At 59.0% G+C, this 18740-nt stretch carries 15 protein-coding genes; 8 read left to right on the top strand and 7 right to left on the bottom strand.

What is annotated here, in order from left to right; translation table 11 throughout:
• Positions 1 to 67 precede the first annotated feature (67 nt).
• Positions 68 to 1576: a M12 family metallo-peptidase gene (locus FFS64_RS18850; RefSeq protein ID WP_137806657.1), complete on the top strand. Its 1509-nt coding sequence runs from the start codon at positions 68 to 70 to the stop codon at positions 1574 to 1576.
• An 80-nt stretch (positions 1577 to 1656) separates the two neighbouring features.
• Here FFS64_RS18850 and FFS64_RS18845 read toward each other — a convergent pair whose 3' ends face one another.
• Positions 1657 to 2805, bottom strand: a complete 1149-nt coding sequence (locus FFS64_RS18845; RefSeq protein ID WP_137806656.1) for a M14-type cytosolic carboxypeptidase — start codon at positions 2803 to 2805, stop codon at positions 1657 to 1659.
• Positions 2806 to 3156: 351 nt separating this feature from the next.
• On the opposite strand from FFS64_RS18845, the gene FFS64_RS18840 reads away from it, so the two are divergent.
• From FFS64_RS18840 to FFS64_RS18820, 5 genes are read left to right on the top strand one after another with little or no spacing between them, the layout of a single operon-like run.
• Positions 3157 to 3825 carry a GntR family transcriptional regulator gene (locus tag FFS64_RS18840; protein WP_137806655.1) on the top strand — a complete coding sequence of 223 codons (669 nt, stop codon included), beginning with the start codon at positions 3157 to 3159 and terminating at the stop codon, positions 3823 to 3825.
• Between the two features lie 31 nt (positions 3826 to 3856).
• Positions 3857 to 4663, top strand: a complete 807-nt coding sequence (locus FFS64_RS18835; RefSeq protein ID WP_095192758.1) for an ABC transporter substrate-binding protein — start codon at positions 3857 to 3859, stop codon at positions 4661 to 4663.
• 11 nt (positions 4664 to 4674) lie between these two features.
• The gene (locus FFS64_RS18830; RefSeq protein ID WP_137806654.1) at positions 4675 to 5442 is read left to right on the top strand and encodes an amino acid ABC transporter permease; all 768 of its coding nucleotides are present in this window, start codon (positions 4675 to 4677) and stop codon (positions 5440 to 5442) included.
• A gap of 1 nt (position 5443) precedes the next feature.
• Positions 5444 to 6223 (top strand): amino acid ABC transporter ATP-binding protein, encoded by a 780-nt coding sequence (locus FFS64_RS18825; protein WP_137806653.1) that lies wholly within the window; start codon positions 5444 to 5446, stop codon positions 6221 to 6223.
• Positions 6224 to 6253: 30 nt separating this feature from the next.
• Entirely contained in the window at positions 6254 to 7876 is a 1623-nt protein-coding gene (locus FFS64_RS18820; protein ID WP_137806652.1) for a gamma-glutamyltransferase family protein, read from the top strand.
• A gap of 488 nt (positions 7877 to 8364) precedes the next feature.
• Here the strand turns inward: FFS64_RS18820 and FFS64_RS18815 are convergent, their stop codons facing one another.
• Positions 8365 to 8706 carry a DUF6124 family protein gene (locus FFS64_RS18815; protein WP_137806651.1) on the bottom strand — a complete coding sequence of 114 codons (342 nt, stop codon included), beginning with the start codon at positions 8704 to 8706 and terminating at the stop codon, positions 8365 to 8367.
• A gap of 129 nt (positions 8707 to 8835) precedes the next feature.
• Here FFS64_RS18815 and FFS64_RS18810 point away from each other — a divergent pair, with 129 nt between their 5' ends.
• The gene (locus FFS64_RS18810) at positions 8836 to 9474 is read left to right on the top strand and encodes a LexA family transcriptional regulator (protein ID WP_137806650.1); all 639 of its coding nucleotides are present in this window, start codon (positions 8836 to 8838) and stop codon (positions 9472 to 9474) included.
• A 30-nt stretch (positions 9475 to 9504) separates the two neighbouring features.
• Here FFS64_RS18810 and FFS64_RS18805 read toward each other — a convergent pair whose 3' ends face one another.
• The 4 genes from FFS64_RS18805 to FFS64_RS18790 all read right to left on the bottom strand — a co-directional run bounded on the left by FFS64_RS18805 (position 9505) and on the right by FFS64_RS18790 (position 15257).
• The gene (locus FFS64_RS18805; RefSeq protein WP_137806649.1) at positions 9505 to 11460 is read right to left on the bottom strand and encodes an acetyl/propionyl/methylcrotonyl-CoA carboxylase subunit alpha; all 1956 of its coding nucleotides are present in this window, start codon (positions 11458 to 11460) and stop codon (positions 9505 to 9507) included.
• A complete protein-coding gene (locus FFS64_RS18800) occupies positions 11460 to 12275 on the bottom strand; it encodes a gamma-carboxygeranoyl-CoA hydratase (RefSeq protein ID WP_137806648.1) in 816 nt (271 codons plus the stop codon). The genes FFS64_RS18805 and FFS64_RS18800 overlap by 1 nt, the downstream gene beginning before the upstream one ends.
• 116 nt (positions 12276 to 12391) lie before the next feature.
• A complete protein-coding gene (locus FFS64_RS18795; protein ID WP_137806647.1) occupies positions 12392 to 13996 on the bottom strand; it encodes a carboxyl transferase domain-containing protein in 1605 nt (534 codons plus the stop codon).
• A 97-nt stretch (positions 13997 to 14093) separates the two neighbouring features.
• Positions 14094 to 15257 carry an isovaleryl-CoA dehydrogenase gene (locus FFS64_RS18790; protein WP_137806646.1) on the bottom strand — a complete coding sequence of 388 codons (1164 nt, stop codon included), beginning with the start codon at positions 15255 to 15257 and terminating at the stop codon, positions 14094 to 14096.
• Positions 15258 to 15553: 296 nt separating this feature from the next.
• Between FFS64_RS18790 and FFS64_RS18785 the strand changes: the two genes are divergently transcribed.
• Positions 15554 to 17251, top strand: coding sequence for an AMP-binding protein (locus FFS64_RS18785; protein ID WP_137806645.1), 1698 nt, complete (start codon positions 15554 to 15556; stop codon positions 17249 to 17251).
• A gap of 679 nt (positions 17252 to 17930) precedes the next feature.
• Here the strand turns inward: FFS64_RS18785 and FFS64_RS18775 are convergent.
• Positions 17931 to 18740 (bottom strand): hydroxymethylglutaryl-CoA lyase (locus tag FFS64_RS18775; RefSeq protein WP_137806643.1); only part of this gene is annotated, 810 nt, incomplete at its 5' end.

Below are 18740 nucleotides of genomic sequence, written 5' to 3'. Positions count from 1 at the left end.
ACAGACTGCAGTGGCCCGGACGAGGCCAGTCGAACAGCACTGATCGTGTCATTCAGGGAGACGAATCATGTTCAAAACAGCAGGTGTGCGTTCCATGTGGCATGTTTTTTCTGCGTTTTCGATTGTGTCGATGGTTGCATTGCTCGGTGCTTGCGCGCATCCACCGACGGCTGATTCCGGTAAGCCGGAAAAATGGGTTGTGGAGAATGTTAAGAGTAAAACTACGGCAGATTTGACGGCGGATTTAATTGCGCCGGGCGTTTTCGTGCGTTCGAGTTCAAAGGTTATTAATGGTTATACCGTCGAAAGCGGCAAGCTGCGGATGCCGGATAATTCCGAAGGTGCGTTAGTGACAGTTCGTTCAATTGATGGAAGTTTGACAGCATTAGTTAATAAGCTCGGTGCGCGCGGATTGCTCCATATCGATAATAGTGGCGGAGCTACTTTCAATCCTGAGCCGATTGTTGATTTCGGAGTTGAAGATGCTATTGCTAACCCAAATGAAATAGTAAGCACTGATTCAGTGGGGGGCAGCACCATCCCAAAAATTATCGATGTCTTGATAGGATATTCTCAAGCGGCGCTTAATGCAGTAGGTGGTGACGCAACGGCTAATGCATTAGCTCAAGTCGAGACTGTTAATTTAGCGTTTCGCAATTCGCTGGTTTCCGATATTTCGATGAGATTGGTTGGAACTCAGATAGTAGAAACAGATTACCCTATGACCTCTGGAACTCTATCTGAGCTGCCCAGTATTTTGGCCGCAGGCATAAGCTCTTTTGAGCCGGACGTCTTTTATGGAATATTTTTATATAAGGGGGAGCCTGGGGCAGGCTGGGGGTATGTTCCCGGGCGAAGCGCGATTGGAAATCAATACAGCGCGACGACATTTGCGCACGAACTTGGCCATAATGCTGGTAGTGATCATTGCAATACAAATAGTGTGAGTAACTATAGATTCGGATACTACAATGGAAAGTCAGGCAGTCTTTTGTGCGGCGGAAATCGGCAAGTCTACTACTCGACACCGAATGTGAAGGATGAGTTTGGCCTGCCTCGAGGGAATGCTGTAACTGCCGATACAGCACGTGTCTGGCGCGAGAATGCCCAGCGGCTTTCCGGTTATGCGCCCTCCTTTGACGGAGAACGTATGATTCTGGCCGGCGTTGGCAATGAAGTCTCAGCGCTGTTGACGATCCCCAGGCAGCCAACAGAGACTGACCGGGCAGCAGGTGTGCTTGCCTACAATGCAGCTGAAGGTCCGGTGTATTTCGAGGGGTCCAGCGCAGGAAACCCGACATACCTGACTGCGACACTTTTCAATAGCTCAGGAGTACCGCACAAGGTCACTTTGCTTGGTCAGAGATCCGTGGGAACGTGCGTGCGGGGTGCTTTGAATAGACCGTCATCCTGTGTGAATGGCTGGGATATGCATGTATGGCTTACATACGTAGCGTCTCTCAACCCTACCCTGCCCAAGGGTATGTATACAGGAGAAATTCGGCTGAAGGCGTTGAGTGCGGGCGGGAGTTGGTTGCGACCAATTAGAGTGGCAGTCTCTATTTATAAAGAGTAAAAACTTATAGATTGTTTCGGAACACTGAAATGGATGTAAAAACTATGCCCTGTTCCCAGGGCGTAGTGTCTTATTTTCATTCAGCGCAGCGTATCGATCATTTCCGCCACTGTCATCAACACATCCTTGGCTAACTGCTTCGAACGCTTGCCCGACCAGCCAGTCTCCGCGTTCGGATGATCGTCATGATCCTTGAACGGCATTTCCAGGGTCAGGGACAGGCAGTCGTACTTCTGGCCAACGGCGTTGCAGGCCAGGGTCATGTTGGCCTGGCCCGGTTCGTCTCGGGTGTAGCCGTGCTTGGTCTGGAAGTCCTTGGTGGTTTTCTTCAGGTGGCTGCGGAAGTGCTCTTCGAGTTTTTCGATCCGTGGCGTGTAGCCCGGATTGCCTTCGCAAGCGGCGGTGAAGACGTGGGGGATTTCCTCGTCGCCGTGGACGTCGATGAACATATCGACGCCGTACTTTTCCATCTGCTGCTGGACGAAAAACACTTCCGGGCTGATCTCCGGGCTGGCGCTCTGCCAGGCGCGGTTCAGGTCCTGGCCCATGGCGTTGGTGCGCAGGTGGCCGTGGAAAGCGCCGTCCGGATTCATGTTCGGCACCAGGTACAGGTCGGCGCTGGCCAGCAGTTTGTTCAGCACCGGGTCGTCGTGTCTTTCCAGACGCTCAATTACGCCTTCCATGAACCACTCGGCCATGTGTTCGCCAGGGTGTTGCTGGGCAATGATCCATACCTTGCGCCGGCCTTCGGCACCGGTGCCTTTGCGCAGCAACTGAATGTCGCGACCTTCAACGCTCTTGCCGGTGGCCAGCAGTTCGGCGCCGGCCTTGGTCAGTGCTTGCTCGATCAGCCAATCGTGGCGGCCACGGCTGTAGGGTTCGAAGTAGGCGAACCAGGCGTGGGTTTGTGTGGCTTCGAGGCAAAAGCGCAGACAGTCGCCTTCGAAGATGGTCGGTACCTGGAACCAGTTGACGTGATCGTAGGAGGCTCTGGCCTGATAACCATCCCAGGCCTTGTTGTACGAGGACTGGCTGGCATTGTTCAGGCGAAACCAGTGTTCCTGGCCGACATGCAGGCCGCTGGCCTTGAAGTGGAACCATTGAAAATGGCTGCTTTTGGTATCGGGACGGATGGCCAGCAGGGGTTTGAGCGGGTCGCTGACATCGATCACCTGGATGTTGCCGCTGTCGAAGTTGGCGCTGATGTCGAGAGTTTTAGCCACGGTCAGGGTTCCTGATTAAGATTTTTATGGCGGCTACTTTACACGCAAGAGAAGGGGGCTGGCAGCGGAGAAAAAACGTTTCACCGACCATGCCGAAGTTTGGCTTCGCGGCTCGAAATTCACCTTCACTGCATTGCCACTGGCCGTGTTACTGCCCGCACCGTTTTGTGGCGGTTTGGTTACACCCTGGTTCATTTCAACTCGTTCCCGTTCGGCGCCCATGGCGGCTATCGGCCTTCCTGATTTCAGTTAAATCAATCCAATCAAACACCTGCGCGCTGTGCGCCGAATCTGGCACGCAATGTGCTTTTTTGGCTTTATGGATAATTGGATACAAAAATACAAAAGGTGCACCCGATGAAATTCGCCCCTGTCTACGCCGAGCGCCAGCCCGTTACCGCCGAGGAGGAGGCTTACAACTTTCTCCTGGAAGCCATCTGCAAAGGACGTTACCGCACCGGTGAGCGGCTGATTGCCGAGGACATCGCCGGGGAAATCGGCATGAGCCGCATGCCGGTGCGCGAAGCCTTCCGGCGTCTGGATGCCGACGGCCTGGTGACGCTGCGGCCAAACCGCGGTGCCATCGTGCGCGGCTTGAACATCGAGGAAATGCGCGAAGTGTTCGAGATGCGCAGCGCTCTCGAAGGCCTGGCCATTCGAGTTGCGGTGACGAAAATCACCGAGCGCCACTTCAGTCATCTGGAGCGCCTGCTCGATGAGATGGACGACTACCGCGAAGACGGCGCCGAGTGGGTCAGCCGCCATCGCGCCTTTCATGAATACCTGTGCAGCCTGAGTGAACGTCCGCGCCTGATGCGGCAGATTTCGGCGCTGTATTCGGTGATCGAGCCGCACATGCGCCTGTGGCTGCAACACGCCGACAAACCCCGCAGCGCCCGGGACGAACACGCCTCGATCATTGACGCACTGCGTTCGGGCGACCCGGACAAAGCCGCCGCCGTTGTGTGCGAACACATTGAGGGCACCATTCCGCGACTTATTCAGTTTCTCGAAGCTCACCAATAGAAGAACAACCAGCCAACTGGAGTCATGCACCATGCACAAGCCTTGCGCGTTAGTTGCCGTGTTCACCTTGAGTCTGTGTTCGCAATGGGCGCTCGCCGCCCCCGAGTTACCCGAGCGACTGAGCAAAAGCGAGAAGATCGTCTATTGCTCCGGCATGGACTCGCCACCGCTGGTGTCGTTTGACATGAAGCAGAAACCGGTCGGGCTGCAGGTCGACATGGGGGAAGCGATTGCCAAGCGCCTGGGTGACAAAAAGGTCGAATGGCGCATCTCGCCCTTCGCCGGATTGATCCCGGCACTGCTGGCGCAGCAGTGCGACATGATCGTCGATCAGTTGTTCGACAAACCCGAACGCCGCGAGGTGATCGACATCGTCAACTTCATGTATTCCAGCCAATCCATCGTTGTACCCAAGGGCAATCCGAAAGCGGTGAGTACCCTGGAAGACCTGTCCGGGCTCAAGGTCGCGGTCAGCAACGGTTCGACCATCCGTGTGCTGCTGGGCAAGGAAAACGAAAAGCTCGAAGCGGCCGGCAAGGCACCGATGAAACTGGTGGTGTACAACGTCGATGCCGACGCCTTCCAGGCCTTGCGCATCAATCAGGTGGACGCCTTCGGTACCACGGTCGAATCGGCCGGACATTATCAGCAACTGGCCCCGGACCTGTTCCAGTCGGCGGTGCCGGCGTTCAATCGCATCCTCACCGGTTTTGGCGTGCGCAAGAGCGATCCACAGTTGACGGTGGCATTGACCGAAGTCCTGCAAGGCATGCGCGCCGACGGTAGTTACGCCGCGCTTCTCAGCAAATGGCATGTCGACAGCGACAAACTGGACTGAGGGCAAACCTGATGAACTTCAATTGGGATGTGTTCTGGCAGTACCTGTTGCAGCCCAGCGATGTCTACCTGACGGGGCTGTGGCTGACCTGCCTGATCAGCGTTTCGGCGATGGCGCTCGGTTGCGTCCTGGGCCTGATTGCCGCGTTGATGAAGCTGTCGAGCAACCCGCTGTTGCAATACCCGGTGCGTTTTTATGTCTGGCTGATGCGCGGCACACCACTGCTGGTACAGATCGTTTTTCTGTACACGGCATTGGCGGCGGGGGGCATTTTCCGCTTTGAAGACCTGGACCTTGGCTGGATCGTCGTGCCCGGCAACATTCAGGCCGCGATCATCGCGTTGGGACTGAATGAAGGCGCGTACATGGCCGAGATCATCCGTGCCGGTATCGGCGCGGTGGACAAGGGGCAGTACGAAGCCGGTCGTTCATTGGGCATGACCTTTCCCAAGCTGATGCGGCGTGTCGTGTTGCCACAGGCGTTCCGGGTGATCGTGCCGCCGCTGGGCAACGAGTTCAACGTGATGCTGAAAAACACCACGCTGGTCAGCGTCATCGGGGTACAGGAACTGTTGCTCAGTACGCAAATGGTGACGTCGGCGACTTTCAGGGTATTCGAGTTGTACCTGGTCGTGGCTATCTACTTCCTGGCCTTGACCACACTCTGGGGCTTTTTCCAGCGCTGGCTCGAAACCCGCTTCGGTCAGTCGGACCGTCCGGCGCCGGCGGCCAGCCGGATGTTCGGGCGCAACACCATGAAACTGTTGAGGGGGCGTTGAGATGGCACACATGAGTGAAGAACTGGTCATCGAAGCGCTGGACATTCACAAGTCCTTCGGTGACCTGGAAATACTCAAGGGCATTTCCCTGCAAGTGCGGCGCGGTGAAGTGGTGGTGCTGATCGGTGCCTCCGGGTCCGGCAAAACCACCTTCATCCGCTGCATCAACCTGCTGGAAGACATTCAGTCCGGACAGATTCGCGTCGCCGGACAGCCAATGGGTTACCGCACCCGCGCCGACGGCAGCCTGGCCCGTGACTCGGAGCGCAACATCGCCCGCCAGCGGCGGGACATCGGCATGGTGTTTCAGCGCTTCAACCTGTTCCCGCATATGACCGCCCTGGAAAACATTATCGAGGCACCGATCCATGTGCTGGGCGTAGCACGCGCGGCGGCGGTGGAGCAGGCGCGGGCGCTGCTCAAGCGGGTCGGGCTGGCGGAGAAGGCCGATCACTATCCATCGATGTTGTCCGGTGGTCAGCAGCAGCGTGTGGCTATTGCCCGGGCATTGGCCATGAAGCCCCAGGCGATGCTGTTCGACGAACCCACCAGTGCCCTGGATCCGGAGACGGTGGGTGAAGTGCTGCAAGTGATGAAGGAACTGGCCGAGGAGGGCATGACCATGGTCGTGGTGACCCACGAAATGGGTTTCGCCCGCGAGGTGGCCGACCGCGTGGTGGTACTCGATCAGGGCGAACTGATCGAGCAAGGCCCGCCCGAACAGATCTTCAGCCAGCCCAGTCATGCCCGTACGCGGGCGTTTCTCAGTCGCGTGTTGTGAACCCGTCAAAAACCTTTGTGTGAGTCTGCCATGTTCAAATTTTCCGCCCATGAATACCCCTACGCCTCACAACGTCAAAGTGTCTTCGCCAAACGCGGCATGGTTGCCGCCTCTCAGCCATTGGCCGCCGAAGCAGGCATCGAAATCATGCGTCGCGGCGGTAACGCTATCGATGCGGCCATCGCCACGGCCGCGGCACTGACCGTGGTTGAACCCACCGGTTGCGGCATCGGCGGCGATGCCTTTGCGCTGGTCTGGACGCAAAACAAGTTGCACGGCTTGAACGCCAACGGCGCGGCCCCGCAAGCCTTGAGCATCGAGGCGGTGAAAGCTGCCGGTCATGACAAGATGCCGCTGCATGGCTGGACGCCGGTGACCGTCCCGGGTTGTCCGTCAGCCTGGGCGGAGCTGTCCACGCGTTTCGGTCGACTGCCCTTTGCCGATTTGCTGCAACCGGCAATCAGTCTGGCGCGGGATGGTTTTCCGGTGTCTCCGGTGGTTGCCCTGCAATGGCAAGCCGCGCTGGACGATTTCAGCCAAGATAACAGCAGGGATCGCAGCGACGTGCTTGAGAGCTGGTTCGACACCTTTCTGATTGATGGCCGCGCGCCCCGTGCCGGTGAACTGTTCCGCAACCCGGCCCAGGCGCGCACCTTGAGTGAACTGGCAACCACCGGTTGCGAAAGTTTCTATCGCGGCGCCCTGGCGCAACGGCTGGATGCGCATTCGCGGGCCACGGGCGGCTATTTGCGCGCCAGCGACCTGCAGGATTACCGCGCGCAATGGGTCGACCCGATCAAGGTCAACTACCGCGGTGTCGATGTCTGGGAGATTCCACCCAGCGGCCAGGGGCTCGTGGCATTGATGACCCTGAAGATTCTCGAGGGCTTCGATTTCGATCATCGAGACAGCCAGCAAACCTGGCACCGTCAGCTCGAAGCCATGAAGCTCGCTTACTGCGATGGCTTGCACTACATCACGGACCCGGAACATATGCGGGTCGCCGTGGACGACTTGCTGAGCGACCACTATGCGGCCCATCGCCGGGCGCAGATCGGCGAACGGGCCGTGGCGCCGCAGCCGGGCGATCCCCACGCCAGCGGCACCGTGTACCTGGCCACCGCCGACGCCGAAGGCAACATGGTGTCATTCATCCAGAGCAACTATCACGGCTTCGGTTCCGGCGTGGTGTTGCCCGACAGTGGTATCGCCCTGCAAAACCGGGGTGAAGAGTTCAGTCTTGATGCCGCGCATTCGAATTGCCTGGCGCCGGGCAAAAAGACCTTCCACACCATCATTCCCGGGTTTCTCAGCAAGGACGGCGAGGCGATGGGACCCTTCGGTGTGATGGGCGGTTACATGCAACCGCAAGGGCATGTGCAGATGGTGATGAACCTGGTGGATTTCGGACTCAACCCGCAAGCGGCCCTCGATGCGCCGCGTTGGCAATGGCTGGGTGGACTGAAGGTCGGTATCGAGCAGGACGCTTCGCGAGACATGGCGGCGGCATTGGCTCGGCGTGGGCATGAGGTAGAGGTGGCTTGCGATCTCACCAGTTACGGTCGCGGGCAAATCATCCTGCGCGACCCTGAAACCGGGGTACTTTGTGGCGGAACCGAGCCGCGAACGGATTCGCATATTGCTGTGTATTGAGGGGAGAGAGGGGCGGCAAGGGCATTTGGTCTTTGCCTGCCTTGCAGCGATGTCATCGCCGGGGACAAGTCGCGTATGAAGGAGAAACGGGGGGGCGTCCTCCTTGACGCCGACGCAGCTTAGAGACTGTGCGATTGGTTCTCAAGTGCTATTTACCATTAGTTTGCCCTCGTGATTAAAGGCTTTTCTGGCCAACAAATATTCTTTTGATATCATCCGCGCCATCGAATTTGCAGCACCTACAGACTTCATTAGCCTGAAGACATAAGCCAGAAAACTGGCAAAAAAAGACCCGGCAAAAAGCCGGGTCAAAAACCGTGATTAGCCTGATGAGGAGATAGTCCAGGAAACCGACCTAAGGTCCCTGGGCCATCGACTGATCTCGCGATCAGATGATGCAATAATAATCATTCTCGTTTGCAAGTCAAATGATTTTATCTGCGCGATTGGAAAATTCTTTCCCGTCCTCTCTTTTTTGCACCTTCGCTTCAACCGTTCTGATATCGCTCCAGTGACCGATCCACCATGGCCTTGGCCATGTCGATCATATGCACCGTCGAAAATGCCAGGTCCCGGTTCGTCCCCTGCAGATGACTGGCTGACTCGCAGGCTGTGGCGGCGGCGCATCGCAGCAGGTCCGTGGCATGGACCAGTGCCTCCTCGCAGCTGATGTTGCGGTTCACATCAAAGAAACGCGCCTCGACCACTTCCTCTGAAACAGCCGGTTTCAAGTAATAGTCCAGTGCGCGCTGGGCAGCGGCCGAACCTTGGGGCGAGGTGAGGGAGGTGTCGATTTGCATATCAGGCAAGTCGTTGGCAGGTTGAGTCATGGTGATGGCAAGCTCCGTGGTAGATTCAGATCCGTGAAGCCATCCTAGTACGATCTGTATTTGTGACCATAATTTAAATACTACAATTTGTGTTTTGATGACCGGAGTCCACCACGTATCGTGCCGCCCATGGATAAATGGATTGAATTGGTCAAGGCCAAGATGAGTGAACTCAAAGTCACTCAAGAAATACTCGCCGACCGCCTCGGGATGTCCCAGGGCGGCGTGGGTCACTGGCTGAATAAACGTCGCGAGCCTGGCGTGGAAAACATGAACCGGGTGTTGAAGGCGCTCGGCATGGACTTTCTCGAAGTGGCTTTGGTCATTCGCGAGCCTTCGGACTCACAGGAAGACGGGATTTCCCTGACGCAGAAGTACAATCCGTACTTCCGCTACCCGGTCAGTGACTGGCGGGAGACCGGAGAAGTCCGCGATGGGGAACAGGCGCAGTACCGTTTCGAACTGTCCGATTATCACGCTCAAGGTGCGGCTTTCTGGTTGACGGTCACGGGCGATGCGATGACCGCACCCAGTGGCCTGAGCATCGCCGAGGGCATGTTGATCCTGGTGGACCCGGACGTGGAAGCCGTACCTGGCAAGCTGGTGATCGCGCAATGGCCAAGCAGCAGCGAGGCGATTTTTCGCAAGTTGATCGAAGAGGGCGGGCAGCGTTACCTGGTCCCGCTCAATCCGACGTATCCGAAAGCCCTTTACACCCAAGAGTGCCGAATCATCGGCGTGGTGGTTCAGGCGACAGCCAAATTCTGATCAGAACGCCCCTTGGGGGCGTTCTTCATTTCACGCCTCTTCCAGCTCGACCAGCGCACTGCCTTCGCTGACCATCTCGCCTTCCTGGCAATACAGTGCCTTGATCACACCGGCATGGGGCGCGCGAATGCTGTGCTCCATCTTCATCGCTTCGAGTACCACCAGTTGTGCCCCGGCTTCGACCGTTTGCCCGGCTTCCACCAGCACGCGCACGATGCTGCCGTTCATGGGCGCGGTCAGCCCGCCGTGATGGCTGTGACTGGCCTCGACGGCGCTGATCGGGTCGTAGGACTCGATGCGGCGCAGTTCACCTTCCCATTGCAGATAAACGAAGTCACCACGACGGATAGCCCGATGCTGGCGGCGCACGCCGTCGTGTTCCGTCAGCAAATGCTCGCCTTTGAGCTGTGCGCTGTGGGCATTGGCGGCGCCCAACGTCAATGCGCGGTCCTGGCCTTCACAACTCAGGTGCAGGGTGATTTCCGTCGGCAAGCCAGCCCGAAAACCATTGCTGTTGGCCCAAGGCGAACTCGGGTCATCGGCGCGCGGTGAACGCGGCTGGCTTTGGGCGAACGACTGGGCGGCGGCCTGCCAGAACTCATCGCTGAGCTCGGCCGGTGCAGGCAGCAGTTGTTCCTGATAGCGCGGGATGAACCCGGTATCCAGTTCCGCCGAAGCAAACGCCGGATGCGCAATGATCCGGCGCAGGAAGTTGATGTTGGTCTTGAGCCCGCCGATAGCGAACTCGTCCAGCATGCTTAGCAGTCGCAAGCGCGCCTGTTCACGGTCCTCGCCCCAGGCAATCAGTTTGCCGAGCATCGGGTCGTAGAACGGCGAAATCTCGTCGCCTTCCTCGACACCACTGTCCACGCGACGACCCGTACCCGGCGCGGATTCGCGGTACAACTCCAGACGGCCGGTCGCCGGCAGGAAATCGTTGCCCGGGTCCTCGGCATAGAGCCGCACTTCAATCGCATGGCCGTTCAGCGGCACCTGATCCTGGGTCATCGGCAATGCTTCGCCACGGGCCACGCGAATTTGCCAGGCCACCAAGTCGAGACCGGTAATGGCTTCAGTGACCGGGTGTTCGACCTGCAGTCGGGTGTTCATCTCCATGAAGAAGAATTCGCCACGGGCATCGAGCAAAAATTCTACGGTGCCGGCACCGACGTAACCGATGGCTTGCGCCGAACGCACAGCGGCTTCGCCCATGGCGCGGCGCAGTTCCGGGCTCAGGCCGGGGGCTGGCGCTTCTTCGACGACTTTCTGGTGTCGCCGCTGAATCGAGCAGTCACGTTCGTTGAGGTACAGGCAATTGCCGTGTTGATCGGCGAACACCTGGATTTCCACATGACGGGGTTTGAGCAGGTACTTCTCCACCAGCATCCGCGAATCGCCGAACGACGACAGGGCTTCACGCTGGGCCGAGGCCAGGGCTTCGGCCAGCTGGCTGACGTCCTCGACGACTTTCATGCCTTTACCGCCGCCCCCGGCCGTGGCCTTGAGCAGCACAGGGTAGCCGATGCGTTCGCAGGCGTCGCGGAAGGTGTCGAGGTCTTGAGCCTCGCCGTGATAACCCGGCACCAGCGGAACGCCGGCGGTTTCCATCAGCGCTTTGGCCGCCGATTTGCTGCCCATGGCGTCGATGGCCGAGGCGGGTGGGCCGAGGAAAATCAGGCCGGCCGCTTCGATCGCGCGGGCGAACCCGGCGTTCTCCGACAGAAAGCCATAACCGGGGTGGATCGCCTGGGCGCCGCTGGCCTTGGCGGCAGCGATCAATTTGTCGATTTGCAGATAGCTGTCAGCGGCCTTGCTGCCACCGAGATCGACGCGAATGTCGGCTTCGCGGCTGTGCCGGGCGTCACGGTCGGTGGCGCTGTGCACGGCCACGGTGGTCAGGCCCAGGGCCTTGGCGGTGCGCATCACCCGGCAAGCGATTTCGCCACGGTTGGCCACCAGCAGGGTAGTGAGGACGGGTGCGCTCATCAATGCGGCTCCTTGGGGGTGATTTCGGCTTGCCAGCTCGGCGGACGTTTTTGCAGAAAGGCGCGCAGGCCTTCCTGACCTTCAGGGCTGACGCGGATGCGGGCGATGGCGTTTTCGGTATAGCGGCGTAGCGCCGGGTTCAGCGAGCCGTCGCCGACTTCACGCAGCAAGTCTTTGCTGGCGCGCATGGCCGCCGGGCTGTTGAGCAGCAGATTGTCGATCCACTGCTCGATTTTCTGTTCCAGCTCGTGGGCCGGATAGCTCTCCGACAACAAACCCAGTTCCCGTGCCCGTTGCCCGCCGAAACGCTCAGCAGTCAAGGCATAGCGCCGGGTGGCGCGCTCGCCGATGGCTTGCACCACGAACGGGCTGATCACCGCCGGTGCCAGGCCGATGCGCACTTCCGACAGGCAGAACTGCGCATCATCGGTACCGATGGCCATGTCGCAGCAGCTGATCAGGCCCAGCGCCCCGCCAAAGGCCGCACCCTGCACCACCGCCAGGGTCGGGACTTTCAGTTTGGCCAGGTTGTACATCAACTCCGCCAGTTCCCGGGCGTCGTCGAGGTTGGTGTGGTAATCGAGTTCGGCCGATTGCTGCATCCACGCCAGGTCGGCGCCGGCGCTGAAATGCTTGCCGCGGCCACGCACCAGCAGAAAGCGCAGGCTGGCATCGCTCGACACCTGGTCGAGGGCAAGGATCAGTTCGCGGATCATTTCGGCGTTGAACGCGTTGTTCTTTTCTTCGCGGCTGAGCCACAGGGTCGCAAAACCCCGTGGGTCGGTCAGCAGTTCGAGGGTGTTGAAGTCGCTCATTTCTTCCGTTCTCCACGGTCCTTGTGGGAGCGAGCCTGCTCGCGAAGAACGATCACGCGGTACTGTAGATGAACCGCGGTGAAGCCTTCGCGAGCAGGCTCGCTCCCACAAAAAAATCACATCCGGAACACGCCGAAGCGGCTCGGTTCGATTGGCGCATTCAGCGATGCCGACAAGGCCAGGCCAAGGACATCACGGGTTTGTGCCGGGTCAATGACGCCGTCGTCCCACAAGCGAGCGCTGGAATAGTAGGGGTGGCCCTGTTCTTCGTACTGGTCGAGGATCGGTTGCTTGATCTCGGCTTCCTGTTCGGCGCTGAAACCATGACCACCGCGCTCGGCCTGTTCGCGCTTGACCTGCACCAGTACGCCGGCGGCCTGTTCGGCACCCATCACGCCGATGCGCGCATTCGGCCACATCCACAGGAAGCGCGGGTCGTAGGCCCGACCGCACATGCCGTAGTTGCCGGCACCGAAACTGCCGCCGATGATCACGGTGAATTTCGGCACCTTGGCACACGCCACGGCGGTCACCAGTTTCGCACCGTGCTTGGCAATCCCGCCGGCCTCGTATTTCTGGCCGACCATGAAGCCGGTGATGTTTTGCAGGAACAGCAACGGGATGCCGCGCTGGCAGGCCAGCTCGATGAAGTGCGCGCCTTTCTGCGCCGCTTCGGCGAAGAGGATGCCGTTGTTGGCCAGGATCGCGATCGGGTAGCCGTGCAGGTAGGCAAAACCGCACACCAGCGTCGTCCCGAACAAGGCCTTGAACTCATCGAACACCGAGCCATCCACCAACCGCGCAATCACTTCGCGTACGTCGAACGGCTGCTTGGCATCGGCTGACACCACGCCGTACAACTCGTCGCTGCCGTAGAGCGGGGAGATGGGCGTGCGTTGCTGAACTTCGCCGAGTTTGCGCCAGTTGAGGTTGGCGACGCTGCGGCGGGCAATGGCCAGTGCATGTTCATCGCTTTCGGCGTAATGGTCGGCCACCCCGGAGATCTTGCAATGCACATCGGCCCCGCCCAGGTCTTCGGCGCTGACCACTTCACCGGTCGCGGCTTTCACCAGCGGCGGGCCGGCGAGGAAAATCGTCGCTTGCTCGCGCACCATGATCGCTTCGTCCGCCATTGCCGGCACATAAGCGCCGCCAGCGGTACAGGAGCCCATAACCACGGCAATCTGCGGAATGCCCATGGCGCTCATGTTGGCCTGGTTGAAGAAGATCCGGCCGAAGTGCTCGCGGTCCGGGAACACTTCATCCTGGCGCGGCAGGTTGGCGCCGCCGGAGTCCACCAGATAAATGCACGGCAAGCGGTTCTGCTGGGCGATGGTCTGGGCGCGCAGGTGTTTTTTCACGGTCAGCGGGTAGTACGAGCCACCTTTTACCGTGGCGTCGTTGGCGACGATCATGCATTCGACGCCTTCCACGCGGCCAATCCCGGCAATCACGCCAGCGGCTGGAACGTCTTCGCCGTACACCTCGTAGGCCGCCAGTTGGCTGATCTCCAGAAACGGCGAGCCCGGATCCAGCAGGCGATTGATGCGTTCACGGGGCAGCAGTTTGCCCCGCGAGGTGTGGCGTTCCTGGGCCTTCGGGCCGCCACCTTGCGCCACTTGGGCAAGCAGGGTGTGCAGTGCGTCGACCTGTTTGAGCATCGCCGCGCTGTTGGCGGCGAACTCCGCTGAACGGGGGTTGAGCTGGGTATGCAAAATCATGGCTTACTCCGTAAGCAGCTGTAAGCGGCAAGCTTCAAGCTGCAAGAGGAAAGCTTCTGCTTGTCGCTTGAAGCTTGTGGCTTGCAGCTGACGAAATTCATTTCGTCTCGTTAAACAGTTCACGACCGATCAGCATGCGACGGATCTCACTGGTGCCGGCGCCGATTTCGTACAGCTTGGCGTCACGCAGCAGGCGACCGGCCGGGAATTCGTTGATGTAGCCGTTGCCACCGAGAATCTGGATCGCGTCGAGGGCCATTTGCGTGGCGCGTTCGGCGCTGTAGAGGATCACGCCGGCGGCGTCCTTGCGTGCGGTTTCGTTGCGCTCGCAGGCCTGGGCCACGGCGTACAGGTAGGCGCGGCTGGCGTTTAGCTGGGTGTACATGTCGGCAACCTTGCCCTGGATCAGCTGAAACTCGCCGATGCTTTGGCCGAACTGCTTGCGGTCGTGGATGTACGGCACGATCAGGTCCATGCAGGCTTGCATGATCCCTGTCGGGCCGCCCGAGAGTACGACGCGCTCGTAGTCGAGGCCGCTCATCAGCACCTTCACGCCACCGTTGAGCACGCCGAGGATGTTTTCTTCCGGCACTTCGACGTCATCGAAGAACAGTTCGCAAGTGTTCGAACCGCGCATGCCGAGCTTGTCGAACTTGTTGCTGCGGCTGAAGCCTTTCCAGTCGCGCTCGACAATGAAGGCGGTGATGCCGTGAGGGCCCTTTTCCAGGTCGGTCTTGGCGTAGATCACATAGGTGTTGGCATCCGGACCGTTGGTGATCCAGGTCTTGCTGCCGTTGAGAACATATTTGTCGCCGCGCTTGTCCGCGCGCAGTTTCATCGATACCACGTCGGAACCGGCGTTCGGTTCGCTCATGGCCAGGGCACCGATGTGCTCGCCGCTGATCAGCTTCGGCAGGTATTTGGTTTTCTGTTCGTGGGTGCCGTTGCGGTTGATCTGGTTGACGCAGAGGTTGGAGTGCGCGCCATAGGACAGGGCAACCGAGGCCGATCCACGGCTGATTTCTTCCATCACCACCACGTGGGCCAGATAGCCCAGGCCCGCGCCGCCGTACTCTTCCGGAACGGTGATGCCCAGCAGGCCCATGTCGCCGAATTTGCGCCACAGGTCGGCGGGGAACAGGTTGTCGGTGTCGATCTGAGCAGCGCGAGGGGCGATCTCTTTGGCGACGAAGGACTGAACCTGATCGCGCAGCATGTCGATGGTTTCACCGAGGGCAAAATTCAGGGATGGGTAGCTCATGGGGCACCTTTTGGCTTTTTTGTAGGGTGGGGAGGGCAATGGTTCGGCTCTCACCTTTACGTTAACGTAAGCCTGTGACGAAAGGCTGTCAATCACCCTTTACGTTAACGTCAACTTGAGCGAGAGTAGAGGCAGTTCAAGATAGAACGCGGACGACCATTGTGGGAGCGAGCCTGCTCGCGAAAGCGTCGGATCAGTCGACATTTTTGTTGAATGTAATGACCACTTCGCGAGCAGGCTCGCTCCCACAATGGTCGTCCGCGAATAGCCCGTTAATAAAGACAATAGGGGTCGTCATGGATCAACCCAGTGCAAATCCGCAGCGTAGTTACACCCGTGGTTCCCAGGACAAAGCCTTGCTGGCGATGACCATCGGCCAGGCGTTCGACAACACAGTGGCAAAGTACCCGAACGGGGAAGCGCTGGTCGTGCGCCATCAGCAGCTGCGATACACCTGGCGGCAATTGGCGGAGGCTGCCGACCTGCACGCCAAAGCACTGCTGGCGCTGGGCCTGCAGACCGGTGATCGTCTGGGCATTTGGGCGCCGAACTGCGCTCAATGGTGCATCACCCAGATCGCCACCGCGAAGATCGGCGTGATCCTGGTCAACATCAACCCGGCCTACCGCAGTTCCGAACTCGAATACGTGTTGAAGCAATCCGGTTGCCAATGGCTGGTGTGTGCCGGGGCCTTCAAGACCTCCAACTATCACGCCATGTTGCAAGGCCTGGTGCCGGAACTGGCGGAGCAGTCCATCGGCAAGCTACAGAGCGAACGTTTGCCCGAGTTGCGGGGCGTCATCAGCCTGGATGCGCAACCGCCAAGCGGGTTCTTGCCGTGGTCGCAACTGACCGATCTGGCCGGCGGCGTGTCGGACGAACAATTGCACGAGCGCCAGGACAGCCTGCATTTCGACCAGGCGGTGAACATCCAGTACACCTCCGGTACCACCGGCTTCCCCAAGGGCGCGACCCTCAGTCACTACAACATTCTCAACAACGGTTACATGGTCGGCGAAAGTCTCGGCCTGGCGGCCACTGATCGCCTGGTGATTCCGGTGCCGTTGTATCACTGCTTCGGCATGGTCATGGGCAATCTGGGTTGTATCACCCACGGCAGCACGATGATTTACCCCAACGATGCGTTCGATCCACTGTTGACCCTGTGCACCGTCGCCGAAGAAAAAGCCACCGCGCTTTACGGTGTGCCGACCATGTTCATCGCCATGCTCGATCAACCGCAACGCGCCGAGTTCGACCTGTCGAGCCTGCACACCGGGATCATGGCCGGGGCGACGTGCCCGATCGAAGTGATGCGCCGGGTCATCAATGAAATGCACATGAGCGAAGTGCAGATTGCCTACGGCATGACGGAAACCAGTCCGGTGTCGTTACAGACCGGCCCAATGGACGATCTTGAACTGCGCGTCACCACCGTCGGCCGTACTCAGCCGCAGCTCGAAAGCAAGATCATCGACGAGGCAGGCAATCCGGTACCACGCGGCACCATCGGCGAACTGTGCACCCGCGGTTACAGTGTGATGCTCGGCTACTGGAACAACCCGCAAGGCACCGCCGAAGCGATCGACCAGGCAGGGTGGATGCACACCGGCGACCTGGCGAGCATGAACGACGAGGGCTACGTGTGCATTGCCGGTCGCAACAAGGACATGATCATTCGCGGTGGTGAGAATATTTATCCGCGGGAGCTGGAGGAATTCTTCTTTACCCATCCGGCCGTGGCTGATGTGCAGGTGATCGGCATTCCTTGCTCGCGCTACGGCGAAGAGATCGTTGCCTGGATCAAGTTCCACCCCGGCCACAGCGCCACCGAGCAAGAGCTGCAAGCCTGGTGCAAGGAGCGTATCGCGCACTTCAAGACGCCGCGTTACTTCAAGTTCGTGGAAGAGTTCCCGATGACCGTGACCGGCAAGATCCAGAAATTCAGGATGCGCGAGATCAGTATCGAGGAGTTGCGCATCAACAAAGCCTGACTCATTCCTCTTGTGGGAACGAGCCTGCTCGCGAAGGCGATAGCACATTCAATATGGATGTCGACTGAACCACCGCTTTCGCGAGCAGGCTCGCTCCCACAGGGGGTGGTAAAAAACCAAATCGCAGATAGCACAAAGGGGAGCCGAAGCTCCCCTTTAATTTTCGTTGCGTGTGCTCTTTTTTTATTATTGAGGGGCGGTCTGTTTTTGTTTTTGGCAACCGTTGCCCTTTACCGCTGTTTTTGGCGATCCCCATCCGGGATCAAGAGCAAACGTATTTTTTTGAGCGCTGATCTACTTTTTCGCTGAGCGATCCAACCAGTTCGGGAGCTACCTGAAGGTAGTTTTATTGTTCTCTGCCCGGTTGCGGGTTACTTCGAAAAGCACCCTGAAAAGCACACCTTCTCCAAAAAAATCTGTTAGCTGCGTCTCTGCCGTGTTGTTTTTGTTATGTCAGAGTCGTTACGTCTTATTTTTATTAGCTTTGCTGCTTTTTTTGTTCTTGTTATGCCATAGAGATAGCAGAAGCCGTGCCAACTTTTAAAAATTCTTTTAAATCAACAACTTAATATTTTGTAGGATTTTTCTCTCAGGGAATCCCTGACAATTTGTTTCCGTGTTACTCGTTCCCGCCCACGTTTTCAGCGTGGGCGGTAACACCCGGACACAACCCGCACACTCACTGCGCACTACGAGCCTTGGCCACGCGCGAACCCGTCGGGCGCCCCAGCACGGAGCAAATTTGCTGGCCGGCCAGGATCAGCGCGTCCAGGTCGATCCCCGTTTCGATGCCGAGGCCGTTGAGCAGGTAAACCACGTCTTCGGTGGCGACGTTACCGCTGGCGCCCTTGGCGTAAGGGCAGCCTCCGAGCCCGGCGATGGAGCTGTCGAACACCGAGATCCCTTCCAGCAGGCTGGCGTAAATGTTGGCCATGGCCTGGCCATAAGTGTCGTGGAAATGCCCGGCCAGCTTTTCCCGCGGCACATCGGCCGATACCACCTCGAACATCCTGCGGGTCGCGCCAGCGGTGCCGGTGCCGATGGTGTCGCCCAGCGAGACTTCGTAGCAGCCCATGGCGTAGAGCTCGCGGGCGACCCGGGCGACTTGCTCGGGGGCGACGTTACCTTCATAGGGGCAGCCCAGCACACAGGACACGTAACCGCGCACCGTCACGCCATGCTGTTTCGCGGCATCCATGATCGGCACGAAACGCTCCAGGCTTTCGCTGATCGAGCAATTGATGTTGCGCTGTGAAAAGGCTTCGGAAGCCGCTGCGAATACCGCCACTTCCTTGACCCCGCAGGCGAGGGCATCCTCAAAACCGCGCAAGTTGGGCGCGAGGGCGCCATAGGTGACGCCCGGTTTGCGTTGGATCTGCGCGAAGACATCGGCGGAGCCCGCCATCTGCGGCACCCATTTGGGCGAGACGAAACTGCCGACTTCTATATAGCCCAGGCCCGCAGCCGTGAGCGCGTCGACCAGTTGCAC

Source organism: Pseudomonas sp. G(2018) (genome assembly GCF_005502415.1).
Classification (GTDB): Bacteria; Pseudomonadota; Gammaproteobacteria; order Pseudomonadales; family Pseudomonadaceae; genus Aquipseudomonas.
Note: the sequence above shows the minus strand (reverse complement) of the source record. Positions and strands in the feature narration are given on the sequence as shown.